The sequence below is a fragment of the Pseudomonas sp. 8(2025) genome (assembly GCF_052665325.1).
Genome location: NZ_JBQOIE010000011.1, coordinates 82439 through 107789 on the forward strand (window position 1 = coordinate 82439; position 25351 = coordinate 107789).

19 protein-coding genes are annotated in these 25351 nt (G+C 59.5%); 14 read left to right on the plus strand and 5 right to left on the minus strand.

Annotated features, from left to right (window positions below; genetic code table 11):
* The first annotated feature begins 7 nt into the window (after positions 1–7).
* The 4 genes from ACUXVH_RS20850 to ACUXVH_RS20865 all read left to right on the plus strand — a co-directional run bounded on the left by ACUXVH_RS20850 (position 8) and on the right by ACUXVH_RS20865 (position 5921).
* Positions 8–610: a DsbA family protein gene (locus ACUXVH_RS20850; RefSeq protein ID WP_169892285.1), complete on the plus strand. Its 603-nt coding sequence runs from the start codon at positions 8–10 to the stop codon at positions 608–610.
* A 31-nt stretch (positions 611–641) separates the two neighbouring features.
* Positions 642–2423, plus strand: coding sequence for an ABC transporter ATP-binding protein (locus tag ACUXVH_RS20855; protein WP_169892275.1), 1782 nt, complete (start codon positions 642–644; stop codon positions 2421–2423).
* A gap of 208 nt (positions 2424–2631) precedes the next feature.
* A complete protein-coding gene (locus ACUXVH_RS20860; RefSeq protein ID WP_011062592.1) occupies positions 2632–5091 on the plus strand; it encodes an EAL domain-containing protein in 2460 nt (819 codons plus the stop codon).
* Between the two features lie 77 nt (positions 5092–5168).
* Positions 5169–5921 (plus strand): TenA family transcriptional regulator, encoded by a 753-nt coding sequence (locus ACUXVH_RS20865; RefSeq protein WP_220802812.1) that lies wholly within the window; start codon positions 5169–5171, stop codon positions 5919–5921.
* A gap of 96 nt (positions 5922–6017) precedes the next feature.
* Here ACUXVH_RS20865 and ACUXVH_RS20870 read toward each other — a convergent pair whose 3' ends face one another.
* The 5 genes from ACUXVH_RS20870 to ACUXVH_RS20890 all read right to left on the minus strand — a co-directional run bounded on the left by ACUXVH_RS20870 (position 6018) and on the right by ACUXVH_RS20890 (position 10879).
* Positions 6018–6944 carry a GGDEF domain-containing protein gene (locus ACUXVH_RS20870; protein WP_011062590.1) on the minus strand — a complete coding sequence of 309 codons (927 nt, stop codon included), beginning with the start codon at positions 6942–6944 and terminating at the stop codon, positions 6018–6020.
* Between the two features lie 370 nt (positions 6945–7314).
* On the minus strand, positions 7315–8055 hold the full coding sequence (locus ACUXVH_RS20875; protein WP_015636577.1) for a YciK family oxidoreductase: 741 nt from the start codon (positions 8053–8055) through the stop codon (positions 7315–7317).
* 56 nt (positions 8056–8111) lie between these two features.
* Positions 8112–8783, minus strand: a complete 672-nt coding sequence (mupP, locus tag ACUXVH_RS20880) for an N-acetylmuramic acid 6-phosphate phosphatase MupP (RefSeq protein ID WP_011062589.1) — start codon at positions 8781–8783, stop codon at positions 8112–8114.
* 3 nt (positions 8784–8786) lie between these two features.
* Positions 8787–9485 carry a bifunctional 2-polyprenyl-6-hydroxyphenol methylase/3-demethylubiquinol 3-O-methyltransferase UbiG gene (gene ubiG, locus ACUXVH_RS20885; RefSeq protein ID WP_011062588.1) on the minus strand — a complete coding sequence of 233 codons (699 nt, stop codon included), beginning with the start codon at positions 9483–9485 and terminating at the stop codon, positions 8787–8789.
* 62 nt (positions 9486–9547) lie between these two features.
* Positions 9548–10879: a TRZ/ATZ family hydrolase gene (locus ACUXVH_RS20890; protein ID WP_065365452.1), complete on the minus strand. Its 1332-nt coding sequence runs from the start codon at positions 10877–10879 to the stop codon at positions 9548–9550.
* A 109-nt stretch (positions 10880–10988) separates the two neighbouring features.
* On the opposite strand from ACUXVH_RS20890, the gene mtnA reads away from it, so the two are divergent.
* The 10 genes from mtnA (at position 10989) to ihfB (ending at position 24104) form a co-directional block, all read left to right on the plus strand.
* Entirely contained in the window at positions 10989–12065 is a 1077-nt protein-coding gene (mtnA, locus tag ACUXVH_RS20895) for an S-methyl-5-thioribose-1-phosphate isomerase (RefSeq protein ID WP_065365453.1), read from the plus strand.
* Positions 12066–12419: 354 nt separating this feature from the next.
* A complete protein-coding gene (gyrA, locus tag ACUXVH_RS20900; RefSeq protein ID WP_011062585.1) occupies positions 12420–15089 on the plus strand; it encodes a DNA gyrase subunit A in 2670 nt (889 codons plus the stop codon).
* A gap of 64 nt (positions 15090–15153) precedes the next feature.
* A complete protein-coding gene (gene serC / locus ACUXVH_RS20905; RefSeq protein WP_011062584.1) occupies positions 15154–16239 on the plus strand; it encodes a 3-phosphoserine/phosphohydroxythreonine transaminase in 1086 nt (361 codons plus the stop codon).
* Positions 16239–17333, plus strand: coding sequence for a prephenate dehydratase (gene pheA, locus ACUXVH_RS20910; protein WP_011062583.1), 1095 nt, complete (start codon positions 16239–16241; stop codon positions 17331–17333). The genes serC and pheA overlap by 1 nt, the downstream gene beginning before the upstream one ends.
* A gap of 10 nt (positions 17334–17343) precedes the next feature.
* Positions 17344–18456, plus strand: a complete 1113-nt coding sequence (gene hisC, locus ACUXVH_RS20915) for a histidinol-phosphate transaminase (RefSeq protein ID WP_123397301.1) — start codon at positions 17344–17346, stop codon at positions 18454–18456.
* Positions 18457–18484: 28 nt separating this feature from the next.
* Positions 18485–20692, plus strand: coding sequence for a bifunctional prephenate dehydrogenase/3-phosphoshikimate 1-carboxyvinyltransferase (locus tag ACUXVH_RS20920; protein WP_065365455.1), 2208 nt, complete (start codon positions 18485–18487; stop codon positions 20690–20692).
* Entirely contained in the window at positions 20689–21378 is a 690-nt protein-coding gene (gene cmk / locus ACUXVH_RS20925) for a (d)CMP kinase (RefSeq protein ID WP_011062580.1), read from the plus strand. The genes ACUXVH_RS20920 and cmk overlap by 4 nt, the downstream gene beginning before the upstream one ends.
* 121 nt (positions 21379–21499) lie before the next feature.
* Entirely contained in the window at positions 21500–23194 is a 1695-nt protein-coding gene (rpsA, locus tag ACUXVH_RS20930; RefSeq protein WP_007931318.1) for a 30S ribosomal protein S1, read from the plus strand.
* 200 nt (positions 23195–23394) lie between these two features.
* Complete coding sequence (locus ACUXVH_RS20935; protein WP_065365456.1) at positions 23395–23676, plus strand: hypothetical protein; 282 nt, start codon at positions 23395–23397, stop codon at positions 23674–23676.
* A 140-nt stretch (positions 23677–23816) separates the two neighbouring features.
* Entirely contained in the window at positions 23817–24104 is a 288-nt protein-coding gene (gene ihfB / locus ACUXVH_RS20940) for an integration host factor subunit beta (protein WP_073698965.1), read from the plus strand.
* The last annotated feature ends 1247 nt before the right edge of the window (positions 24105–25351 follow it).

Consider the following 25351-nt stretch of genomic DNA (forward strand, 5'->3'; position numbering starts at 1 on the left):
GGACCCGATGTGTTCATGGTGCTGGGGCTTTGCGCCCGTGGCCCAGGCCCTGGCGGAGCAGGCCCGGGCCGCCGGGGTCGAGGTGCACCTGGTGGTGGGGGGCTTGCGTACCGGTAGCGGTGCGGCCCTGGAACCCAATACCCGGCGCTACATCCTCGAGCACTGGCAGGCGGTGCACCAGGCCACCGGCCAACCGTTCGGCTTCGAGGGCGCCTTGCCCGATGGCTTTGTCTATGACACCGAACCGGCCTGTCGCGCCATCGTCACCGCACGTGGCCTGGCGGCGGACTGCGCCTGGACCCTGCTGGGGCTGATCCAGCAGGCGTTCTATGTCGAAGGCCGGGATGTCACCCTGGCCAGTGTGCTGGTGGAGCTGGCGGAGCGGGCAGGGGTGCCGCGCATCGAATTCGCCGAGGCCTTCGACCGGGCCGAGCAGCATGTGGCTACCGCGGCGGACTTCACCTGGGTCCAGGACCTGGGAATCGCCGGCTTTCCTACCTTGCTGGCCGAGCGTAATGGCCAGTTGGCATTGCTGACCAACGGCTATCAGCCGCTGAGCGAGCTGTCCCCTCTGTTGGGGCGCTGGCTGGAGCGCGCCGCCTGTGCCTGAACCGGTGGATTCAAGCGTCAGCGGTAAGCCGATCGATCGCCTGAGCTGGGCGCATATCCGTCGCCTGGCTCTTGAGCACAAGAAATCTCTGTGGATCGCCAACGGCGTCGCCGTGCTGGCGACCCTGTGCAGTGTGCCGATCCCGCTGCTGCTGCCCTTGCTGGTGGATGAGGTGCTGTTGGGGCACGGCGATGCCGCTCTGCAGGTGATGAACCGCTTCCTGCCCCAGGGATGGCAGAGTGCCGCTGGCTATATCGGCCTGATGCTCATGGTGACGCTGATCCTGCGCTGCTCGGCGCTGGTGTTCAACGTGATTCAGGCGCGGCTGTTTGCCGGGCTGGCCAAGGACATCGTCTACCGCATCCGCGTGCGGCTGATCGAGCGGCTCAAGCGCATTTCCCTGGGGGAATACGAAAGCCTGGGGGGCGGTACGGTCACCACTCACCTGGTCACCGACCTGGACACGGTGGACAAGTTCGTCGGTGAGACCCTCAGCCGCTTCCTGGTGGCCATGCTGACCCTGGTGGGCACGGCGGGCATCCTGATGTGGATGCACTGGAAACTGGCCTTGCTGATCCTGCTGTTCAACCCGCTGGTGATCTTCGCCACGGTGCAGTTGGGCAAGCGGGTCAAGCACCTGAAGAAGCTGGAAAACGACAGCACTTCGCGCTTTACCCAGGCCCTGACCGAGACCCTGGAGGCTATCCAGGAAATTCGCGCGAGCAATCGCCAGGGCTACTTTCTCGGGCGCCTGGGGCGGCGTGCCGAGGAAGTGCGGGACTACGCTGTGGCCTCGCAATGGAAAAGCGATGCCTCGGGCCGCGCCAGCGGGCTGCTGTTCCAGTTCGGCATCGATATCTTCCGTGCGGCGGCGATGCTGACCGTGTTGTTCTCCGACCTGTCCATCGGCCAGATGCTGGCGGTATTCAGTTACCTGTGGTTCATGATCGGGCCGGTGGAACAGTTGCTGAACCTGCAATACGCCTACTACGCCGCGGGCGGCGCACTGACCCGGATCAACGAGCTGCTGGCGCGGGCCGACGAACCGCAGTACGGCCCGGGTGCGGACCCGTTCGTGGGGCGCGAGACCGTCGGCATCGAGGTCCGCGGCTTGAGCTTCGGCTACGGTGACGAGCGGGTGCTGGACAATATGGACCTGTCCATCGCTCCCGGTGAAAAGGTAGCCATTGTCGGTGCCAGCGGTGGCGGCAAGAGCACCCTGGTGCAGTTGCTGCTGGGGCTGTACACACCGCAGACCGGGGTGATCCGCTTTGGTGGTTCGACCCAGCAGGAAATCGGCCTGGAGACGGTGCGGGAGAACGTGGCGGTGGTGTTGCAGCATCCCGCGCTGTTCAACGACACCATCCGCGCCAACCTGGCCATGGGGCGCGAGCGCAGTGACGAAGCCTGCTGGCAGGCCCTGGAAATTGCCCAGTTGGACGCTACCGTCAGGGCCTTGCCGCAGGGGCTGGACAGCGTGGTGGGGCGTTCCGGCGTGCGTTTGTCCGGGGGCCAGCGCCAGCGCCTGGCGATTGCGCGGATGGTTCTGGCCGAGCCCAAGGTGGTGATCCTCGATGAGGCCACTTCCGCGCTGGATGCTGCCACCGAGTACAACCTGCATCAGGCCTTGACGCGTTTTCTGCGTGGGCGGACTACGCTGATCATTGCCCATCGCTTGTCAGCGGTAAAACAGGCGGACCGGGTTTTGGTGTTCGATGGCGGGCAGATTGCCGAAGATGGCGACCATCAGCAGCTGATTGCCGATGGCGGCCTTTACGCCAAGCTGTACGGGCATTTGCAGCAGGTTCGATAGCCTTGAGTTTTATCCGTCTTTCTGTGCTTAGTGCTTGAATTTCCTGGTGGAACAACCGTTTCGACTTTAGTGCGGCGGCCCGTTTCTCCAGCCAGCCTGCGTCAACGGCGGTCTGCCCTGCGCCGGTTCTGTGGAAATTGGCCTAACCTGTGCTGTCTGAGGCGCAACTACTGGGTGTTCATTTGGCTGTGCGCAAGCAAGGACCCTCATGAAGCAAAAGCGGACTTTCGCAACGCCGCGCTTGTTGGGCATCGTCTGGCCCTTCATCGCCGTGGTGTTATTTCAAGCGCTGTTGGGCGGCCTCAGCCTGTACGTACTGTCGGCGGTACGGGGCTATGTGGCTGGTGAAAGCCTGTGGTCCAAGGGCCAGAAAGACGCCATCTACTACCTCAATCTGTATGCCGACAGCCGCGACGAAGGCACTTTCCTCAAGTACCAGAACGCAATTGCCGTGCCCCAGGGCGGGCATGAGTTGCGGGTTGCCCTGGATCACCAGCCACCGGATCTGGAGGCCGCACGCCTGGGCATCCTCAAGGGCGGCAATCACCCGGACGATGTCTCCAGCCTGATCTGGCTGTACCTCAACTTCCGTCATTTCAGCTACCTGGAAAAGGCCATCGATCTGTGGACCGTGGGGGACGGATACCTGTTGCAACTGGACACCGTGGCCCGGGAGATGCACCAGAGGATCGGCAGCAATAGCGCCAGCGAAGGCGACGTGCAGCGCTGGAAGAGTCAGATTTTCGCCATCAATGACGGCGTCACTCCCGCTGCCAAGGCCTTCAGCGATGCCTTGGGCGAGGGTTCGCGGGTGATCTTGCGGCTGTTGCTGGTGACCAACCTGGCAACCGCGCTGGTGCTGATTGCCCTGGCCCTGCTGCGCACGCACAAGCTGCTGGCCCAGCGCCATGCCTTTGCCGACGCCCTGCAACTGGAAAAGGAGCGGGCGCAGATCACCCTGCAGTCCATCGGCGACGGGGTGATCACCACCGACGTCGAAGGTGCCATCGCCTACATGAACCCTGCGGCAGAGGACCTGACTCGCTGGAAGGCCGAGCAGGCAGTGGGGTTGCCCCTGGCAGCCTTGTTCAACCTGCTGGATGAAAATGCCCAGGCTGACGGTTTCACCCTCATCGAACACATCCTCAGCGGTCAGCTCAGCGGCGGCAGCGAGCATTCCAAACTGATCCAGCGTCTGGATGGCAGCACGGTCTCGGTGACCCTGGTGGGGGCGCCGATCCGCAATGCCGGCAAGGTCAGCGGCACGGTGCTGGTGCTGCACGACATGACCCAGGAGCGGCAATACATCGCCAACCTCTCCTGGCAGGCGACCCATGACGCCCTGACCGGCCTGGCCAATCGCCGGGAGTTCGAGTTCCGCCTGGAGCAGGCCCTGCACAGCCTGATTCGCCAGCCGGCACGGCATGCGCTGATGTTCCTCGATCTGGATCAGTTCAAGCTGGTCAATGACACCTGTGGCCATGCTGCCGGGGACGAGCTGCTGCGGCATATCTGCGCGCTGCTGCAGTCGGGCCTGCGCGAAGGCGACACCCTGGCACGGCTGGGTGGGGACGAGTTCGGCATCCTCCTGGAGAATTGCTCGCCAGAGGCCGCGGAGAAGATTGCCGAGGGGCTGCGCCAGACCGTGCAGAATCTGCATTTCGTCTGGAAAGGCCGGCCCTTCGTGACCACCGTGAGTATCGGCCTGGTGCACATCGCCCAGACCCCGACCACCCTCGAAGCCTCGCTGAGAGCGGCGGACATGGCCTGCTACATGGCCAAGGAAAAGGGGCGTAACCGTGTGCAGGTCTACCATGCCGACGATTCCGAGCTGTCGCTGCGCTTTGGCGAGATGGCCTGGGTCCAGCGTCTGCACATGGCGCTGGAGGAAAACCGCTTCTGCCTCTATTCGCAGGAGATCACCGCCCTGGGGCATGTCGAGCGTGGCGGCGGGCATGTGGAGATTCTGTTGCGCCTGCATGACGAGGCGGGCCGGATGATTCTGCCGGACAGCTTCATTCCGGCGGCGGAGCGCTACGGCCTGATGACCTCTCTGGACCGTTGGGTGGTACAGAACGTATTCAAGATCATTGCCCAATGCATTGCCGAAGGCCGTGAAGGGCCAATGGCAATGTGCGCCATCAACCTGTCGGGTATCACCATCGGTGATGATGCGTTTCTCGACTTCTTGCGCGAGCAGTTTGTCGTCTATGGCGTACCGCCAAAGTTGATCTGTTTTGAAATTACTGAAACCAGTGCGATTGCCAATTTGGGCAGTGCCATTCGTTTCATAAATGAACTCAAGGGCTTAGGTTGCCATTTTTCCCTGGATGACTTTTGTGCGGGAATGTCGTCGTTCGCTTATCTCAAACATTTGCCTGTAGACTTCCTCAAGATCGATGGAAGTTTCGTAAAGGATATGCTGGACGACCCGATTAACCGCGCCATGGTCGAAGTGATCAACCACATCGGGCATGTCATGGGTAAGCGCACGATTGCCGAGTTTGTTGAAACACCGCAGATCGAGCAGGCATTGCTTGAGATCGGCGTGGATTATGCTCAAGGCTACATTATTGAACGCCCGCAATTGTTCACCTGTGACAGCCTGCAGTGTCGACCCGTGAGACCACAGCCACTGTTGTTCAAGGCGCCCGGTACGTTCCGTTGAAACCTCTTTTGGATCCGTACATCACAATCAAAAGGAGCCCGACAGTGATCGACACATTCAGCCGAACCGGCCCGCTCATGGAAGCTGCCAGTTACCCCGCCTGGACCCAGCAATTGATCCAGGACTGCAGCGAGAGCAAGCGCCGCGTCGTGGAGCATGAGCTGTACCAGCGCATGCGCGATAACAAACTCAGTGCCAAAGTCATGCGTCAGTATCTGATTGGCGGCTGGCCGGTGGTTGAACAGTTCGCCCTGTACATGGCGCAAAACCTGACCAAGACCCGTTTTGCCCGCCATCCCGGCGAAGACATGGCGCGTCGCTGGCTAATGCGCAATATCCGGGTCGAGCTCAATCATGCCGATTACTGGGTGCACTGGAGCCGGGCCCATGGCGTGACCCTGGAAGACCTGCAGGCCCAGCAAGTACCGCCAGAGCTGCATGCCTTGAGCCATTGGTGCTGGCATACCAGTTCTGCCGATTCCCTGATCGTGGCCATTGCCGCCACCAACTACGCCATTGAAGGGGCTACGGGCGAGTGGTCGGCGCTGGTGTGTTCCAACGGCATCTATGCCGCGGCGTTCCCGGAAGAGGATCGCAAACGTGCCATGAAGTGGCTGAAGATGCATGCCCAGTACGACGACGCCCATCCGTGGGAAGCGCTGGAAATCATCGTCACCCTGGCAGGGCTGAACCCGAGCAAGGCCCTGCAGGTCGAGCTGCGTCAGGCCATCTGCAAGAGCTATGACTATATGTACCTGTTCCTGGAACGCTGCATGCAGCAGGAAAAGACTGCGGTGACCCGCGAGCGCCTGGCACTGGCCGAAGGCTGAGTCAGGGAATGTCGGGCGCTTCGATTGCCGCGCACGCTGGACGTGTGGGGTGATGAAGTTGCCCGTGCATCAACGGGGCAGGGCGCTACCTTGTGCTCAGCCCGCCATTGCCAGGCGGTTGCGCCCTTCGCGCTTGGCCACGTACAGCGCGCTGTCGGCGCGTCGCAACAGGCTTTCTGCGGATTCTCCCGGTAGCAGAGTCGAACACCCCAGGCTTACGGTAAGTTCGATCGGCTGACCATCGGCCCGATAATCCTGGGCCTGGGCGGCATGGCGCAGACGCTCGCCCACCATCGCCGCGGCTTCGCGCCCGGTGTTGGACAGCAGGATCAAGAACTCTTCCCCGCCAAAGCGAAACACCATGTCGACATTGCGCAATTGCCCCTTGATTGCCGCGGCAACGGCCTTGAGCACTTGATCGCCGGCGCTGTGGCCGTGGTTGTCGTTGATGCGCTTGAAGTGATCGATGTCCAGCATCAGCAGCGACAGTGGAAGCAGGTGACGACGGGCCATTTCGATTTCCCGTTGCAGGGTCTGGTCCATGGCGATGCGATTGCCGGTATCGGTCAGCGGATCCCGCAGGGCGCTGCGAGTGGCGGCGCGATACAGCAGGGCATTGCGCATCGGGTACAGCAGGGTCGAGAGCAGCGATTCCAGGGAGCCCTGTTCTGATTCGCTGAAGCGCTGGTTGCGGCGAAAGACCAGCTCGCCCATCGGTTCGCCTTCGTGGCTCAGGCTGTAGCTGATGGAGTGATGGCCGCGCTGGCCGAACTCCAGGCGCAGGTCGCTGGGAGTGTGCTGGTACTGCAGGGCATCCAGGGGGACCAGGCGCTGAACCTCACGAAAGAACAGGCCCAGGATGCGTTGCGGTTCAAGGCTGGTCTGCAGCTGCAGGCCCAGTTGCTGGCGCAACTGGGCGAGGCTGATGGGCTGCTTGATCAGTGGCGACTGCTGGCCAAAGCCCAGGCGTTGCAATTTGGCGCTATCGAAGTCAATTGCGTTGGTCTGGGTCGGTGTTTTCATCTGAGCTTGAGCCCCCTGAGCACTGTGTACGGTCTAACTGCCTGGGTGAGAGCGGCTCAGAGCTGCGCGTCATACTGTTCCATCAGTCCCGTAGGACAACGCGCATATTTTAGGCCGTCTCGCCTGTGGCTATAAAGCCCTCAGCGCAAGCCGTTTTCCACAGCGTCAATGCACTGTGTATTGAGTGTCGTTAGAGCGAAACTCGTGCCATTCGGTTCATATTGGGAAAACTTGTTTGGATTCAGCAGGTTGGGTTTCGGCGTAAAAAGGCTGTCGTCAAAAATGACATTTTTTTGGCTTGAAACCTACGCGGGGTAGGCATTGCCGAGGCGTCGCGACGGTATTCCGTCGCGACGAACGGGAGGGGGTATTACTGCGCGTCGAAGGCTTGACCGTTGATCCCGGTGCTGTCCGGCCCCATCAGGTACAGATAGACCGGCATGATTTCTTCCGGGGTCGGATTGTTGCTGGGGTTTTCTCCCGGGTAGGCCTGGGCCCGCATGCTGGTGCGAGTGGCGCCTGGGTTGATGCTGTTGGCACGCACCGGAGCCACGGTGTCCAGCTCGTCGGCCAGGGTCTGCATCAAGCCTTCGGTGGCGAACTTCGATACGCCGTAGGCGCCCCAGTAAGCCCGGCCCTTGCGGCCAACGCTGCTGGAGGTGAAGACCACCGAAGCATCCTGGGACAGCTTGAGCAGGGGCAGCAGGGTGCTGGTAAGCATGAACATGGCGTTGACGTTGACCTGCATCACACGCATGAAGTTCTCCCCGGAGAGCTGCTCCAGAGGCGTGCGCGGGCCGATGATCGAGGCGTTGTGCAACAGGCCGTCGAGGTGGCCGAACTCGGTTTCGATCATGGCCGCCAGTTCGTCGTACTGGTGCGGCAGGGCGGTTTCCAGGTTGAACGGGATTACCGCCGGCTGCGGATGGCCGGCCGCCTCGATGGCGTCGTAGACCTCGGTCAGGTTGGCTTCGGTCTTGCCCAGCAGCAGCACGGTGGCGCCATGAGCGGCAAAGGTCTTGGCGGCGGCGGCGCCGATGCCACGACCGGCGCCGGTGACCAGAATGACCCGGTCCTTGAGCAGTTCTGGGCGAGCGGAATAATCAAACATAAAAGGCCTCAACAGAAATTGGATCGTCCCCGGCGCTTAGCCGGGCATGCCGCTGCTCAGCAGCTGCACAGCGCGTTGTCCAGAACCTGGCGCAGTTCCAGCGGGTGACTGACCACCACGTCGGCGCCCCAGTGCCGTGGGTTGTCGTCCGGATGGATATAGCCATAGGTCACCGCAGCGGTCCTGGTGCCCGCATCGCGGCCGGATTCGATATCGCGCAGGTCATCGCCGACAAACAGCACGCTGGACGGGGCCAGGTCGAGCATCTTGCACGCTAGGATCAGCGGTTCGGGGTCGGGCTTGCTGTTCTTCACGTGGTCAGGGCAGATCAGCAGTGCCGAGCGCTCGGCCAGCCCCAGTTGCTGCATGATCGGCTCGGCGAAGCGCAGCGGCTTGTTGGTGACCACGCCCCAGACCAGGTGGGCCTTTTCGATATCTGCCAGCAGCTCGGCCATGCCGTCGAAGAGCTTGCTGTGCACGGCGCAATGCTTGAGGTAGCGCTCGAGAAACTCCAGGCGCAGTTCCTCGAAGCCCGGGGATTCGGGGTCCATGGAGAAGGTCACCGCCACCATGGCGCGGGCGCCGCCGGAGATTTCGTCGCGAATGTGCTGGTCGGCGATGGGCGGCAGGCCGCGATCACGGCGCATGCCCTGGCACACCGCGATGAAGTCCGGAGCGGTATCGAGCAGGGTGCCATCCATGTCGAAGAGAACGGCTCTGATAGCCATGTCTTACTCCTCTCGCAGGGTCTGGATCATGTAGTTGACGTCCACGTCCGGGGCCAGCTTGTAGTGCTTGGTCAGCGGGTTGTAGGTCAGGCCGATGATGTCCTTGACGGTCAGGCCGGCAGAGCGGCTCCAGGCACCGAGCTCGGATGGGCGGATGAACTTCTTGAAGTCGTGGGTGCCGCGCGGCAGCAGCTTCATGATGTATTCAGCGCCGATGATGGCGAACAGGTAGGCCTTGGGGTTGCGGTTGATGGTGGAGAAGAACACCTGGCCACCGGGCTTGACCATGCGGAAGCAGGCGCGGATCACCGACGAAGGGTCCGGCACGTGCTCGAGCATTTCCAGGCAGGTGACCACGTCGAATTGCTCGGGCATTTCCTCGGCCAGGGCCTCGGCAGTGATCTGCCGGTACTCGACGTTGACGCCGGATTCCAGCTGGTGCAGTTGCGCCACGGCCAGCGGGGCCTCGCCCATGTCGATGCCGGTCACGGTAGCGCCGCGCTGGGCCATGGCTTCGCTGAGGATGCCGCCGCCGCAACCGACGTCGAGGACTTTCTTGCCCGCCAGGCCGACCCGTTCGTCGATCCAGTTTACCCGCAGGGGGTTGATGTCGTGCAGGGGCTTGAACTCGCTTTCACGGTCCCACCAGCGATGGGCCAGGGCTTCGAATTTGGCGATTTCAGCGTGGTCGACGTTGCTCATGGGTAGTGCTCCAAAGCTAGAAAATTCTCTGTCGGGCCTCGAGCCTGTGCTCAAGGCCCGGGTTATGGGTGGTGGCCGCTGATGCGCCGGGCCCAGTCGCGGGCGGTAGCGCCCAGCTGATGCTCGTCCAGGCGGGTCAGGCGTCGGTCATCCAGCAGTTGCTTGCCGGCGACCCATACATGTTTCACGCAGTCTCGGCCGGTGGCGTAGATCAGTTGCGACACCGGGTCGTAGATCGGCTGCTGGGCCAGGCCGGACAGGTCGAAGGCTGTCAGGTCTGCGGCCTTGCCGATTTCCAGGGAGCCCACTTGGCTTTCCAGGCCCATGGCCCTGGCGCCGTTGAGGGTAGCCATGCGCAGTGCGCGATGGGCATCCAGGGCGGTAGCCGACCCGGCCACGGCCTTGGCCAGCAGCGCGGCGGTACGGGTTTCCCCCAGCAGGTCCAGGTCGTTGTTGCTGGCGGCGCCATCGGTGCCTACCGCCACGTTGACTCCGGCCTGCCACAGACGTTCTACAGGGCAGAAGCCGCTGGCCAGTTTCAGGTTGGATTCCGGGCAGTGAATGACGCTGGTGTTGGTTTCTACCAGTAAAGCCAGGTCGTCATCGCTGATTTGGGTCATATGAACGGCCTGGAAGCGTGGTCCCAGCAGGCCCAGGCGAGCCAGGCGCGCCAGCGGTCGCTCACCGTGCTGTTCCACGGATTGCTGCACCTCGTGGGCGGTCTCATGCACATGCATGTGGATCGCAGCGTCGAGTTCTTCGGCAATGATCCGGATTTTTTCCAGGTTCTCGTCGCCAACGGTGTAGGGTGCATGAGGGCCGAAGGTGATGTTGATCCGCGGATGATGCTTGAGATCGCCGAACAGCTCTACGCCCTGGCGGATGGCTTCGTCGGCATTCTGGGCACCGGGAATCGGGAAGTCGAGAATGGGGATGGCGACCTGTGCTCGCATGCCGCTGTTGTGCACCCGCTCACTGGCAACCTTCGGGAAGAAGTACATGTCCGAGAAACAGGTGATCCCACCCTTGATCTGCTCGGCGATGGCCAGGTCGGTGCCGTCGCGGACGAAGGCTTCATCCACCCACTTGGCTTCGGCGGGCCAGATGTGCTTTTCCAGCCAGGTCATCAGCGGCAGGTCATCGGCCAGGCCGCGAAACAGGGTCATGGCGGCGTGCCCGTGGGCGTTGATCAGGCCCGGGGTGAGCAGCGTGTCGGGCAGTTCGCGGATTTCCGTGGCGCGATACTTCAAGGCCTCGGCGCGTGGGCCGATGAACACGATGTGCCCGTCGCGGATGCCCAGGCCGTGTTCCCTGAGGACGACGCCGGCCGGCTCGACCGGCACCAGCCAGGTCGGGAGCAGCAGCAGGTCGAGCGCAATGTCGCGGTTCGGCATCGAGTATCGGTCCAGGGCTTTATATAAAAGGATGGCGAAGTATACCCGAGCGTCCTGGCAGGGGGATCGCTATAATCGGCGGCTTTTGTTCATGAGTGCGGGGTGAGGGATGCGCGATCGTCTGTTGGCTGCGGAGAAAGTCAGGGCCATTGAATGGCGGGATAGCACTCTGTACCTGCTCGATCAGCGGGCCTTGCCTTTCGAGGAATCCTGGATTGCCTATGACAGCGCCGCTGGAGTGGCCGAGGCGATTCGCTCGATGGTGGTCTGTGGGGCGCCGGCCATTGGCATCAGTGCTGCCTACGGCCTGGTTCTGGCAGCACGTGGACGATTTGTCGCAGGTGGCGACTGGTTTGCGGCGCTGGAAGAGGATTTCACCTTGCTGGCGGATGCCGCTCCTGCGGCGGTGAATCTGTCCTGGGCGCTCAATCGCATGCGCGAGCGCCTGGAGCGGGTCAGGGAACATGCTGATCCGTTGGCAGCGCTGGAAGCTGAAGCCCTGGCCATTCATGAGAGCGATCGCGAAGCCAACCTGACCATGGCTCAGCTGGGTGCGGACCTGATCCGGCGGCATCAGGGCAACCCCCAGGCCCTGTTGACTCACAGCAATACCGGCGCCCTGGCCACCGGTGGTTTCGGCACGGCCCTGGGGGTGATTCGCGCGGCCTGGCTGGAAGGTATGGTGGAGCGGGTCTACGCCGATGAAACCCGGCCCTGGTTGCAGGGTTCGCGCCTGACGGCCTGGGAGCTGGCCAGCGAAGGCATTCCGGTAACGGTAAATGTCGATGCAGCCGCCGCGCACATCATGAAGACCAAGGGCGTGACCTGGGTCGTGGTGGGGGCGGACCGCATCACTGCCAATGGCGATGTAGCGAACCAGATTGGCACTTACCAGCTGGCGGTCAATGCCATGCACCACGGTGTTCGCTTCATGGTGGTGGCGCCCAGTTCGAGCATCGACATGAGCCTTGCCAGCGGTGATGACATTCCCTTGGCAGAGCGGGCGGGCGAGGAGTTGCTGGAGATCGCGGGCAAGCGCATGGGGGAGGGGGTAGAGGGCTTCAATCCGTTGCTCGATGTCACGCCAGCGGACCTGATCGATGCCATCGTCACCGAGAAGGGCGTTGTCGAGCGGCCGGACACGGCCAAGATGGCGCAATTGATGTGCCGCAAGCGCTTGCACTGACGAGTGCCCGGGCAAGTCGTTGGTGCCAGCTTCCCGGGAAAGCTGTCAGCTCAGTAAAAAGCGCTTAATTATGTGCGAATTTGGCCTCTGAGCCCCTCTCGTCTCTTATCAGGCTGTCACCGGTCAACTAACTATGCTCCATGCGCGTCAGGGGGATAGGTGCGTGGCGGCGATTGTGATAACATCCGGCGGTTTCCAAGGTGGTCCGACGCGGCTGCCTTCACTGCGCAAATCCATGGCATAACTTGTTGATTTGTCGTAAGTCGGTGCATGGCACTAGGCCTGCAGCGGCGAGCTTCGTTCGTCCCATATGGATGTGACGAAGTTTCACCAGAAAAAGGAATCAGGCTTCTCATGGGCGAACTGGCCAAAGAAATCCTCCCGGTCAATATCGAAGACGAGCTGAAACAGTCCTACCTCGACTACGCGATGAGCGTAATCGTCGGGCGGGCACTGCCTGATGCGCGCGATGGCTTGAAGCCCGTGCACCGGCGTGTGCTGTACGCGATGAGCGAGCTCGGTAACGACTGGAACAAGCCGTACAAGAAATCTGCCCGTGTTGTCGGTGACGTGATCGGTAAGTATCACCCGCACGGTGATACCGCGGTGTACGACACCATCGTTCGTATGGCCCAGCCATTCTCCCTGCGCTACCTGCTGGTAGACGGCCAGGGTAACTTCGGTTCGGTCGACGGCGACAACGCGGCGGCCATGCGATACACCGAAGTTCGCATGACCAAGCTGGCGCATGAGCTGCTGGCCGACCTGCACAAGGAAACCGTGGACTGGGTGCCGAACTACGACGGCACCGAGATGATCCCGGCGGTCATGCCGACCAAGATCCCCAACCTGCTGGTCAACGGTTCCAGCGGTATCGCCGTGGGCATGGCGACCAACATTCCGCCGCACAACCTCGGTGAAGTCATCGATGGTTGCCTGGCGCTGATCGACAATCCCGAGCTGACTGTCGACGAGCTGATGCAGTACATCCCCGGCCCGGATTTCCCGACCGCGGCGATCATCAACGGTCGCGAAGGCATCATCGAGGCCTATCGCACCGGCCGTGGCCGCATTTATATGCGTGCCCGCTCGATCATCGAAGACATCGACAAGGTTGGCGGCCGCCAACAGATCGTCATCACCGAGCTGCCTTACCAACTGAACAAGGCGCGGTTGATCGAGAAGATCGCCGAGCTGGTGAAAGAGAAGAAACTCGAAGGCATCACTGAACTGCGCGATGAGTCCGACAAGGACGGTATGCGCGTCGTGATCGAGCTGCGTCGTGGCGAAGTGCCTGAGGTGATCCTCAATAACCTCTACGCCCAGACCCAGCTGCAAGCAGTGTTCGGCATCAACATCGTGGCGCTGATCGACGGCCGTCCGCGGATTCTCAATCTCAAGGATCTGCTGGAAGCCTTCGTTCGTCACCGTCGTGAAGTCGTTACCCGGCGTACCGTGTTCGAGCTGCGCAAGGCTCGTGAGCGTGGCCACATCCTTGAAGGCCAGGCCGTTGCCCTGTCCAACATCGATCCGGTGATCGCCCTGATCAAGGCCTCGCCGACGCCGTCGGAAGCCAAGGAAGCGCTGATCAGCACCCCTTGGGAGTCCAGCGCGGTCATGACCATGGTCGAGCGTGCCGGTGCGGATTCCTGCCGTCCGGAAAACCTTGATCCGCAATACGGTCTGCGCGACGGCAAGTACTTCCTGTCCCCGGAACAGGCACAAGCCATTCTGGAGTTGCGCCTGCACCGCCTGACTGGCCTGGAGCACGAAAAGCTGCTGGCCGAGTACCAGGAGATCCTCAACCAGATCGGCGAGCTGATCCGCATCCTCAATAGCGCCACGCGCCTGATGGAAGTGATCCGCGAAGAGCTGGAAGTGATCCGCGCTGAATACGGCGACGTGCGCCGCACCGAGATTCTCGATGCCCGCCTCGACCTGACCCTGGGTGACATGATCCCGGAAGAAGAGCGTGTGGTGACCATTTCCCACGGCGGCTACGCCAAGACCCAGCCGCTGGCTGCCTACCAGGCCCAGCGTCGTGGTGGTAAAGGCAAGTCGGCCACAGGCGTCAAGGATGAGGACTACATCGCTCACCTGCTGGTTGCCAACAGCCACACCACGCTGCTGCTGTTCTCCAGCAAGGGCAAGGTGTACTGGCTGAAGACTTATGAAATTCCTGAAGCATCCCGTGCGGCACGCGGTCGTCCGCTGGTCAACCTGCTACCGCTGGATGAGGGTGAATACATCACCACCATGCTGCCGGTAGAGGAGTACACCGAAGGTCACTACATCTTCATGGCGACCGCCAACGGCACCGTGAAGAAGACCCCGCTGGAGTCCTTCAGCCGCCAGCGCAGCGTGGGCCTGATCGCCCTGGAGCTGGACGAAGGCGACGTGCTGATCAGTGCCGCCATCACCGATGGCGAGCGTGAAGTCATGCTGTTCTCCGACGGAGGCAAGGTCACTCGCTTCAAGGAGTCCGACGTGCGCGCCATGGGCCGTACCGCTCGCGGTGTGCGCGGCATGCGCCTGGCGGAAGGCCAGAAGCTGATTTCCATGCTGATTCCGGAAGAAGGCAGCCAGATCCTCACCGCCTCCGAGCGTGGTTTCGGCAAGCGTACCGCCATTGGCGAGTTCCCCGAGTACAAGCGTGGCGGCCAGGGCGTTATCGCCATGGTCAGCAACGAGCGTAACGGTCGCCTGGTTGGCGCGGTGCAGGTGCTGGATGGTGAGGAGATCATGCTGATTTCCGATCAGGGCACCCTGGTGCGTACCCGTGTCGACGAAGTGTCGAGCCTGGGCCGTAACACTCAAGGCGTGACCCTGATCAAGCTGGCCAGCGATGAAACCCTGGTGGGCCTGGAGCGGGTGCAGGAGCCATCGGAAATCGAGGGCGAAGAGTTCGAAGGTGAAGAGGGTGCTGAATTCGAGGGAGCCGTGCTGGATGCGGTTGCCGATACCGATGAGGCAGCCGAAGGCCAACAGGCAGACGCCGCAGGCGAAGAAGAGTCGCAAGACTAAATAAATCGTAGCAGGGCAGAGTGTTTGCTCTGTCCGCTACCGTGAATGCATAGCGAGAGTGGATGTGAGCAAACGAGCCTATAACTTCTGCGCAGGTCCCGCTGCGCTACCTGAAGCTGTCCTGTTGCGTGCCCAGGCCGAATTGCTGGATTGGCATGGCAAGGGCCTGTCGGTCATGGAAATGAGCCATCGCAGCGATGAGTTCGTTTCCATTGCCACCAAGGCCGAGCAGGATCTGCGTGATCTGCTGAATATCCCCTCGAACTATAAAGTGCTGTTTCTGCAAGGCGGCGCCAGCCAGCAATTTGCCCAGATCCCACTGAACCTGCTGCCCGAGGGTGGCAAGGCCGACTATGTCGACACCGGTATCTGGTCGCAGAAAGCCATTGAGGAAGCCTCCCGCTACGGGCAGGTGAATGTGGCGGCCACTGCCAAGCCTTACGACTATTTCGCAATTCCCGGCCAGAACGAATGGCAGCTGTCGCAAGATGCGGCCTACGTGCACTACGCGCCGAACGAAACCATTGGCGGCCTGGAATTCAACTGGATCCCGGAAACCGGCGACGTTCCCCTGGTGGCCGACATGTCGTCCGACATCCTCTCGCGCCCTGTGGATATCTCCCGTTTCGGCATGATCTACGCTGGCGCGCAGAAGAATATCGGCCCCAGCGGCATCCTGGTGAACATCATTCGCGAAGACCTGCTGGGGCGTGCCCGTTCGCTGTGCCCGACCATGCTCGACTACAAGGTCGCGGCGGACAACGGCTCGATGTACAACACGCCGCCGACCCTGGCCTGGTATCTGTCCGGCCTGGTGTTCGAATGGCTCAAGGAGCAGGGCGGGGTTGAAGCCATCGCCAAGCTCAATGAGGCCAAGCAGCGCACCCTGTACGATTTCATCGACGCCAGCGGCCTGTACAGCAACCCGATCAACAAGACCGACCGCTCCTGGATGAACGTACCGTTCCGTCTGGCCGACGATCGCCTGGACAAACCGTTCCTGGTGGGCGCCGAGGCTCGCGGCCTGTTGAACCTCAAGGGCCACCGCTCGGTGGGTGGCATGCGCGCTTCCATCTACAACGCCGTGGACATCAACGCAGTCAATGCGCTGGTGGCCTACATGGCGGAGTTCGAGAAGGAACACGGCTGATGTCTGAGCAAGAACTCAAGGCTCTGCGCCTGCGTATTGACGCCTTGGACGAGAAGGTCCTGGAGCTGATCAGTGAGCGCGCGCGCTGTGCCCAGGAAGTGGCGCGGGTCAAGATGGGCTCCCTCGCCGAGGGCGAAGTGCCGGTGTTCTATCGTCCCGAGCGTGAAGCCCAGGTGCTCAAGCGGGTGATGGAGCGCAACCAGGGGCCGCTGGGCAATGAAGAGATGGCGCGTTTGTTCCGCGAAATCATGTCTTCGTGCCTGGCCCTGGAGCAGCCATTGAAAGTGGCCTACCTCGGTCCTGAAGGTACCTTCACCCAAGCCGCGGCCATGAAGCACTTCGGTCATGCGGTGATCAGCAAGCCGATGGCGGCGATCGATGAGGTGTTCCGTGAAGTGGCGGCCGGCGCCGTGAACTTCGGCGTGGTGCCGGTGGAAAACTCCACCGAGGGTGCGGTGAACCACACCCTCGACAGCTTCCTCGAGCACGACATGGTGATCTGCGGTGAAGTCGAACTGCGCATTCACCATCATCTGCTGGTGGGTGAGAACACCAAGACCGACAGCATCAGCCGCATCTATTCCCATGCCCAGTCCCTGGCCCAGTGCCGCAAGTGGCTGGACGCCCATTACCCGAATGTCGAGCGCGTGGCGGTGTCCAGCAACGCCGAGGCGGCCAAGCGGGTCAAGGGCGAGTGGAATTCGGCGGCGATCGCCGGCGACATGGCGGCAGGCCTGTATGGCCTGACGCGCCTGGCAGAGAAAATCGAGGATCGTCCGGACAACTCCACGCGCTTTTTGATGATCGGTAATCAGGAAGTGCCGCCGACCGGCGACGACAAGACCTCGATCATCGTGTCCATGAGCAACAAGCCCGGTGCCTTGCACGAGCTGTTGGTGCCATTCCACGACAATGGCATCGACCTGACGCGAATCGAGACCCGACCTTCGCGCAGTGGCAAATGGACCTATGTGTTCTTCATCGACTTCGTCGGCCACCACCGTGATCCGTTGGTCAAGGGTGTGCTGGAAAAGATCAGTCAGGAAGCAGTAGCACTCAAGGTGCTGGGTTCCTACCCGAAAGCGGTTCTCTGAGGCTTTAACAATGAGTGGCGACTTCCTCGCACTGGCACAACCAGGCGTGCAACAACTTTCGCCTTACGTTCCGGGCAAGCCCGTGGACGAACTGGCCCGTGAGCTGGACATCGATCCGGCCACCATCGTCAAACTGGCGAGCAATGAAAACCCGCTGGGCGCCAGCCCCAAGGCCCTGGCGGCGATTCGTGACGAGCTTGCCGAGCTGACCCGTTATCCGGATGGCAACGGTTTTGCCCTCAAGTCCCTGCTGGCCGAGCGCTGCGGTGTGGAAATCGACCAGGTGACCCTGGGCAACGGTTCCAACGACATTCTGGAGCTGGTGGCTCGTGCCTACCTGGCGCCTGGCTTGAATGCGGTGTTCAGCGAGCACGCATTTGCCGTCTACCCCATCGTTACCCAGGCTGTCGGAGCCCAGGCTCGCGTGGTTCCGGCCAAGAGCTGGGGGCATGACCTGCCAGCCATGCTCAAGGCGATCGATGATCGGACCCGCGTGGTGTTCATCGCCAACCCGAACAACCCGACCGGTACCTGGTTCGGTGCCGAGGAACTGGACGAGTTTTTGCAGGATGTACCGGCCCACGTGCTGGTGGTGCTGGACGAGGCCTATATCGAGTACGCCGAAGGCAGTGACCTGCCGGATGGCCTGGACTTCCTGGCGGCCTACCCGAACCTGCTGGTTTCGCGAACCTTCTCCAAGGCCTATGGCCTGGCAGCCCTGCGGGTCGGTTATGGGCTGTCGGCCCCGGTGGTGGCGGATGTGCTGAACCGTGTGCGCCAGCCTTTCAACGTCAACAGCCTGGCCTTGGCTGCGGCTTGCGCCGCACTTGAGGATATGGACTACCTGGCCGAGAGTCGTCGTCTGAACGAGGCCGGCATGCAGCAGTTGGAGGAGGGGGTCCGTGATCTGGGCCTGAGCTGGATTCCTTCCAAGGGCAATTTCATTGCCGTGGACCTGGGGCGTGAGGCTGCGCCGATTTTCCAGGGGTTGTTGCGTGAGGGGGTGATCGTGCGTCCGGTAGCCAACTACGGCATGCCAAATCATTTGCGCATCACCATCGGCCTGCCGGCGGAAAATACTCGTTTCCTTGAGGCCTTGGCCAAGGTTCTGGCCCGTGCTTGATGTCATTCCAATGCAATCTGCTGTGCCTATGATCGGTCGCCTGGTGGTGATCGGCCTGGGGTTGATTGGCGGTTCCTTTGCCAAGGGTTTGCGTGAAAGTGGCCTGTGTCGTGAGGTAGTCGGTGTCGATCTGGATCCGCAGTCCCGCCAGTTGGCGGTCGAACTGGGGGTGGTGGATCGCTGTGAAGAAGATCTGGTCCTGGCTTGCCAGGGCGCCGATGTGATTCAACTGGCGGTGCCGATCCTGGCCATGGAAAAGCTGCTGGCTCTGCTTGCCGGTATGGATCTGGGCCAAGCGGTGCTGACCGATGTCGGCAGCGCCAAAGGCAATGTGGTGCGCGCTGCACAAGAAGCTTTCGGCGGCATGCCTGCACGTTTTGTCCCGGGGCACCCCATTGCGGGCTCCGAGCAGAGTGGTGTGGAAGCCTCCAACGCGCAGCTGTTTCGTCGACACAAGGTGATCCTGACGCCTCTGGAGCAGACTGATGCCGCGGCGCTGGACCTGGTCGACAGGCTTTGGCGTGAGCTGGGGGCGGATGTCGAGCACATGCAGGTCGAGCGTCACGATGAAGTCCTGGCGGCGACCAGCCATTTGCCGCACCTGCTGGCGTTCGGTCTGGTCGATTCCCTGGCCAAGCGCAGTGAAAATCTCGATATCTTCCGTTACGCTGCGGGCGGGTTCCGCGATTTCACGAGAATCGCCGGCAGCGACCCGGTCATGTGGCACGACATCTTCCTTGCCAATCGCGAGGCGGTACTGCGCACACTCGATACATTTCGCAACGACCTCGACGCTCTGCGTGATGCGGTCGATGCAGGGGACGGGCATCAATTGTTGGGCGTATTCACTCGCGCCCGGGTTGCCCGCGAGCATTTCGGTAAAATCCTGGCCCGCCGGGCCTATGTGGACGCTATGAACTCCAACGATCTGATTTTCCTGGCAAATCCTGGTGGCCGCCTGTCTGGGCGGATTCGTGTACCGGGCGACAAGTCGATTTCTCACCGCTCGATCATGCTTGGCTCGCTGGCTGAGGGCACCACTGAAGTGGAAGGTTTCCTCGAGGGCGAAGATGCTCTGGCGACCTTGCAGGCTTTCCGCGACATGGGCGTGGTCATCGAAGGGCCGCATCATGGTCGTGTGACCATTCATGGTGTTGGCTTGCACGGCTTGAAGCCGGCTCCAGGGCCGATCTACCTGGGGAACTCCGGTACCTCGATGCGCCTGCTGTCGGGCTTGCTGGCTGCACAAAGCTTCGACAGCACGTTGACTGGCGATCCGTCCCTGTCCAAGCGTCCGATGAATCGTGTGGCGAACCCGCTGCGGGAAATGGGCGCGGTCATTGAGACGGCTGCCGAGGGTCGCCCGCCGATGGTGATTCGTGGCGGTCACAAGCTCAAGGGGCTGACCTACACCTTGCCGATGGCCAGTGCGCAGGTTAAATCCTGCCTGTTGTTGGCAGGTTTATATGCCGAAGGAAAAACAACGGTCACCGAGCCGGCTCCGACCCGTGACCATACCGAGCGCATGCTGCGTGGCTTCGGCTACTCGGTGAGTGTCGACGGCGCCACGGCCTCGGTCGAATCCGGCGGCAAGCTCAAGGCAACCCATATTGAGGTGCCTGCGGACATTTCTTCCGCAGCGTTCTTCCTGGTGGCTGCATCCATTGCCGAAGGTTCCGAACTGGTGCTGGAGCACGTGGGGATCAACCCGACCCGTACAGGTGTCATCGATATCCTGCGGTTGATGGGCGCTGACATTCGCCTGGAAAACCAGCGCGAAGTGGGTGGCGAGCCGGTTGCCGATCTGCATGTGCGCGCCGCCAAGCTCAAGGGGGTCGAGATTCCCGAAGAGTTGGTACCGCTGGCAATCGATGAGTTCCCTGTGTTGTTCGTCGCGGCCGCTTGCGCCGAAGGACGCACGGTGCTGCGTGGCGCTGAAGAGCTGCGGGTCAAGGAGTCTGACCGTATCCAGGTGATGGCTGATGGCCTGCTGACCCTGGGGGTCAAGTGCGAACCGACCCCGGACGGCATCATCATTGAGGGTGGCCAGATCGGCGGCGGGGAGGTTCATGGGCATGGTGACCACCGTATCGCCATGGCTTTCAGTGTCGCCTCGCTGCGCGCCAATGCGCCGATCCGCATTCATGACTGCGCCAACGTCGCGACCTCGTTCCCGAACTTCCTTGCGCTGTGCGCGCAAGTGGGGATCCGTGTCGCGCAAGAGGCTCAGTCGTGAATATCAAGGCGCCGGTGATCACCATCGATGGGCCGAGTGGTTCGGGTAAGGGCACCATTGCCGGGAAGCTGGCCAAGCATCTGGGCTGGTGTCTGCTGGACTCCGGAGCGCTGTACCGGCTGCTGGCGTTCGCTGCGCGCAATCATGGCGTCGACCTGACCAATGAAGAGTCGCTGAAATTGTTGGCGGCTCACCTGGATGTGCAGTTTCTCGGGGCTACCGAGAACCATCCGCAGCGTATCATTCTTGAGGGTGATGACGTGACGGATGACCTGCGCAACGAGCAGGTCGGGGCCTGGGCTTCTCAGGTTGCGGCGTTGCCTGCTGTGCGAGACGCCCTGCTGCAGCGTCAGCGTGCCTTTCAGGAGCCGCCGGGGTTGGTTGCCGATGGCCGCGACATGGGAACCGTGGTGTTTCCCGACGCTCCGTTGAAGATTTTCCTGACTGCCAGTGCCGAGGAGCGTGCTCGTCGCCGTTACTTGCAGTTGAAGGGAAAGGTCGATGGTGTTAGTCTGTCGAGTCTGCTAGATGAGATCCGTGCGCGTGATGAGCGCGATACCCAGCGAGCGGTGGCCCCGCTCAAGCCGGCGGCTGACGCCATACAGCTGGATTCCACGGAGTTGTCCATCGATCAGGTGTTGCAACGCATCTTGAGTGAAATCGCTATTCGCGATATCGCCGGGTGAACAAGAAGGATTGCAGGGGACCAGTCATAGTCCTGCGATCGTTCTTTTATATGAACGTAACCCACATCGTCTGGGATGTGGCAGATGGGCGGATTCTTCGCCCTTATCAACAGGAATTAAAATGAGCGAAAGCTTTGCGGAACTCTTTGAAGAAAGCCTAAAAACCCTGAACCTTCAGGCAGGCTCCATCATCACCGGTGTTATCGTCGACATCGACTACCAAGCGCGTTGGGTAACCGTTCACGCTGGTCTGAAGTCTGAAGCGCTGATCCCGCTTGAGCAGTTCTACAACGATGCTGGCGAACTGTCCATCAATGTTGGTGATGAAGTTCACGTTGCTCTGGATTCGGTTGAAGACGGCTTTGGTGAAACCAAGCTCTCCCGTGAAAAAGCCAAGCGCGCTGAATGCTGGATCGTTCTGGAAGCAGCCTTCGCAGCCGAAGAAGTGGTCAAGGGCGTTATCAACGGTAAGGTTAAAGGCGGCTTCACTGTCGACGTTAACGGCATCCGTGCGTTCCTGCCAGGTTCTCTGGTTGACGTCCGTCCAGTGCGCGACACCACGCACCTGGAAGGCAAAGAGCTCGAGTTTAAAGTCATCAAACTCGACCAGAAGCGCAACAACGTTGTCGTTTCCCGCCGCAGCGTCCTCGAAGCCGAGAACTCCGCTGAGCGTGAGGCTCTGCTGGAATCCCTGCAGGAAGGTCAGCAAGTCAAAGGTATCGTCAAGAACCTCACCGATTACGGCGCATTCGTCGATCTGGGTGGCGTCGATGGTCTGTTGCACATCACCGACATGGCTTGGAAGCGTATCAAGCATCCTTCCGAAATCGTCAACGTTGGCGACGAGATCGATGTCAAGGTTCTGAAGTACGATCGCGAGCGCAATCGTGTTTCCCTGGGCCTGAAGCAACTGGGCGAAGATCCATGGGTTGCTATCAAGGCTCGTTACCCAGAAAGCACCCGCGTTACCGCTCGTGTAACCAACCTGACCGACTACGGCTGCTTCGCTGAGCTGGAAGAAGGCGTGGAAGGCCTGGTACACGTTTCGGAAATGGACTGGACCAACAAGAACATCCACCCTTCGAAAGTCGTACAAGTCGGCGACGAAGTGGAAGTTATGGTTCTGGACATCGACGAAGAGCGTCGTCGTATCTCCCTCGGCATCAAGCAGTGCAAGTCCAACCCATGGGAAGACTTCTCTGGCCAGTTCAACAAGGGCGATAAGATCTCCGGCACCATCAAGTCGATCACCGATTTCGGTATCTTCATTGGTCTGGACGGCGGCATCGACGGTCTGGTTCACCTGTCCGACATCTCCTGGAACGAAGTGGGCGAAGAAGCCGTACGCCGTTTCAAGAAGGGCGACGAGCTGGACACCGTTATCCTGTCGGTTGACCCAGAGCGCGAGCGTATCTCCCTGGGTATCAAGCAACTGGAAAGCGATCCGTTCTCCGAGTACGTCCAAGAGAACGACAAAGGCGCAATCGTTAAGGGTGTTGTAAAAGAAGTTGACGCCAAAGGCGCCATCATCACCCTGGCTAACGATATCGAAGCTACTCTGAAAGCCTCCGAAATCAGCCGTGACCGCATCGAAGATGCGCGTAACGTTCTGAAAGAAGGCGAAGAAGTTGAAGCCAAGATCATCAGCGTTGACCGTAAGAGCCGTGTAATCCAGCTCTCGATCAAGTCGAAAGATGTTGAAGACGAGAAAGAAGCTATCCAGAGCCTGCGCGACAAGCCAGCTGCTTCGGATATCGCTGCTGGTCCTACCACTCTGGGTGACCTGCTGCGTGCACAAATGGAAAAGCAGAACTAAGTTCTGTCAGACCATAAAAAGGGCGACTTCGGTCGCCCTTTTTTATGCCTGAAATTCGAGAGGGTCAGAGCAAGAGTGTTTGGGGGAAACCAATCTGTGCAATGAGTTGTCTCTTTCTTAGGTGGGTCGGCTGTGTATTTGAGTCTAGGCTTACTCAATGGTGCATTATTCAAGCAGCATAAGCTGCCTTAAGGAAGGGCATGAGCAGGTTGGGTGTCGTGGTTTTGATTCTTCTTTTGGCTGGGTGTACGACCAATGTAAAGACCCACGCGGTGCGCGGGGTCAGTGGCATAGAGATCGATTGTTCGGGGCTGGGGTCGGATTGGGGCAAATGCTACAAGCGTGCTGCACGTGAGTGTAAGGCCAATGGCTACAAGGTCATTAGCAAATCTATCGACGCCAAGGATGAGGAGGGAGATTATCCTTTCGGTTGGAATCCGGCGGGTTATCTGACTCGAACGATGTTGGTCATGTGTCGATAGGGCCGCTTTGCATTTTTGTAACTGCATCTTCTGCAAGAAAGGAGTTTGTATCGGCGTGGCAGATGGGCTGTTCAAAACCCTCAGAGCATGCTAAAACCTTTGAAGCACTGACCTAGCTGCTTGAAAAAGAAGGGAAAAATATGACGAAGTCGGAGTTGATCGAACGAATTGTCACCCATCAAGGGCTGCTCTCATCCAAGGATGTCGAGTTGGCGATAAAGACCATGCTTGAACAGATGTCACAGTGTCTGGCTACCGGTGATCGAATTGAGATTCGAGGATTTGGTAGTTTCTCTCTTCACTATCGTGCTCCTCGCGTAGGCAGAAATCCAAAAACTGGTCAATCAGTCAGTCTGGATGGCAAGTTTGTGCCTCATTTCAAACCGGGTAAAGAGTTGAGAGATCGTGTCAATGAAGAAGAAAGTTAAATAATGAACGCTGCACTTAAAGTTATATGTTGCTCATTTTGATTTTTGTTTTTTGAGGTTGTAGATATATTTTTTGAAAGTCTAAGATAAATATGAAAGTCGTCTCTACTTGAATGTTGGTTAAGGGGGAGTGTTTTTATATTCTATATATCCAGAAGTGAATTTTGTTCCGGGAATGGCTAGTTATTATCAATGTGCTGCTCGGAGTCTTTAAATGGCTATAGAAACAGATCATTCTGAGGTTTCCTCCCCTATTCGAATAAAGCTCTTCACCTTGCTAAGGAATTTATGGTTTGAACGGTTGCTGTTTTTATTCAGTATATTAGTTGTGACCTTTATTTTTGCTGTTTTCGATTTTATTATCAAGCCAGCTTACGAAGCTCGGATTTTATTGTGCCTACCAGGGGGTTAGGGGCGTTTCGATTATCGGTTATAGCTTTCTGAAAGATGAAGGTACTATGCGTGAAACGATCGCTAAAATTTACTCTACATTTATTCGTAACGTTCGATCTGATAACTATCTTAGAGAGTTTTCTGGGAACATATTCTGAGGTCGTCTAAAGTTAGAAAAATTATAAAATTAACTCAAGCATAAATAGCTATGAGGGGTTCTCTCAGCGAGTCATCGTTTAATGAACTATTTATAAAGCGAGCTGCAGGAAATTGCTCTAAAGATAATGAAACGAGCTTCGATATCTACTAGTTCAAAAAATATTTTATAATTCAGTGGTTGTTGAGTCTGATAGATTATCAGTTTGTTTGAAGGACGGACCTATGGCTAGCATAGGTAACCCAGTACGCTCTAAAAAATGATCATCATCCTGATTGGGGTTCTCGTAGGGGCGGGGTTAGAGGGGGCTCTGTCTGTTACTCGTTATCATTATAAGAAGTCGCTTTCGTGTGCATGATGAAGGGGCATCTCTCGCGCGATGAGCTTTTGCAGAGAGCAAGGGAGCCTGGAATTTTGACCTTCCAGGGCTAAAAATAGCTTGTAAAGGTTAAGATTTTCCGACAGTTGTGTATAATTTAAATGTTATTCAGTGCAAGTCACATGTTGTGAAACTGGCGTAAGCTAGCTAACAGTTGCAGGATGCTGAAAGCTTATCCGTATATGCTACGGAATCAAGATGATTTTTATACTTTACGTGAAGCATCTTTATTGTTGGGTGGTACCTTGTAAGGTATATGCTTGTAATGAGTTATAGATTGGTTAATTATTTTAAATAAATGTAAAAGTATTTTGACTA

What these genes read in the sequence shown, in the direction of transcription:
- ACUXVH_RS20850 (WP_169892285.1), top strand. Translation starts at nt 8, where the DNA reads ATGTGTTCATGGTGCTGGGGCTTTGCGCCCGTGGCCCAGGCCCTGGCG.
- ACUXVH_RS20860 (WP_011062592.1), top strand. Translation starts at nt 2,632, where the DNA reads ATGAAGCAAAAGCGGACTTTCGCAACGCCGCGCTTGTTGGGCATCGTC.
- ACUXVH_RS20865 (WP_220802812.1), top strand. Translation starts at nt 5,169, where the DNA reads ATGGAAGCTGCCAGTTACCCCGCCTGGACCCAGCAATTGATCCAGGAC.
- ACUXVH_RS20870 (WP_011062590.1), bottom strand. Translation starts at nt 6,944, where the DNA reads ATGAAAACACCGACCCAGACCAACGCAATTGACTTCGATAGCGCCAAA.
- ACUXVH_RS20875 (WP_015636577.1), bottom strand. Translation starts at nt 8,055, where the DNA reads ATGTTTGATTATTCCGCTCGCCCAGAACTGCTCAAGGACCGGGTCATT.
- mupP (WP_011062589.1), bottom strand. Translation starts at nt 8,783, where the DNA reads ATGGCTATCAGAGCCGTTCTCTTCGACATGGATGGCACCCTGCTCGAT.
- ubiG (WP_011062588.1), bottom strand. Translation starts at nt 9,485, where the DNA reads ATGAGCAACGTCGACCACGCTGAAATCGCCAAATTCGAAGCCCTGGCC.
- ACUXVH_RS20890 (WP_065365452.1), bottom strand. Translation starts at nt 10,879, where the DNA reads ATGCCGAACCGCGACATTGCGCTCGACCTGCTGCTGCTCCCGACCTGG.
- mtnA (WP_065365453.1), top strand. Translation starts at nt 10,989, where the DNA reads ATGCGCGATCGTCTGTTGGCTGCGGAGAAAGTCAGGGCCATTGAATGG.
- gyrA (WP_011062585.1), top strand. Translation starts at nt 12,420, where the DNA reads ATGGGCGAACTGGCCAAAGAAATCCTCCCGGTCAATATCGAAGACGAG.
- pheA (WP_011062583.1), top strand. Translation starts at nt 16,239, where the DNA reads ATGTCTGAGCAAGAACTCAAGGCTCTGCGCCTGCGTATTGACGCCTTG.
- hisC (WP_123397301.1), top strand. Translation starts at nt 17,344, where the DNA reads ATGAGTGGCGACTTCCTCGCACTGGCACAACCAGGCGTGCAACAACTT.
- ACUXVH_RS20920 (WP_065365455.1), top strand. Translation starts at nt 18,485, where the DNA reads ATGATCGGTCGCCTGGTGGTGATCGGCCTGGGGTTGATTGGCGGTTCC.
- rpsA (WP_007931318.1), top strand. Translation starts at nt 21,500, where the DNA reads ATGAGCGAAAGCTTTGCGGAACTCTTTGAAGAAAGCCTAAAAACCCTG.
- ACUXVH_RS20935 (WP_065365456.1), top strand. Translation starts at nt 23,395, where the DNA reads ATGAGCAGGTTGGGTGTCGTGGTTTTGATTCTTCTTTTGGCTGGGTGT.
- ihfB (WP_073698965.1), top strand. Translation starts at nt 23,817, where the DNA reads ATGACGAAGTCGGAGTTGATCGAACGAATTGTCACCCATCAAGGGCTG.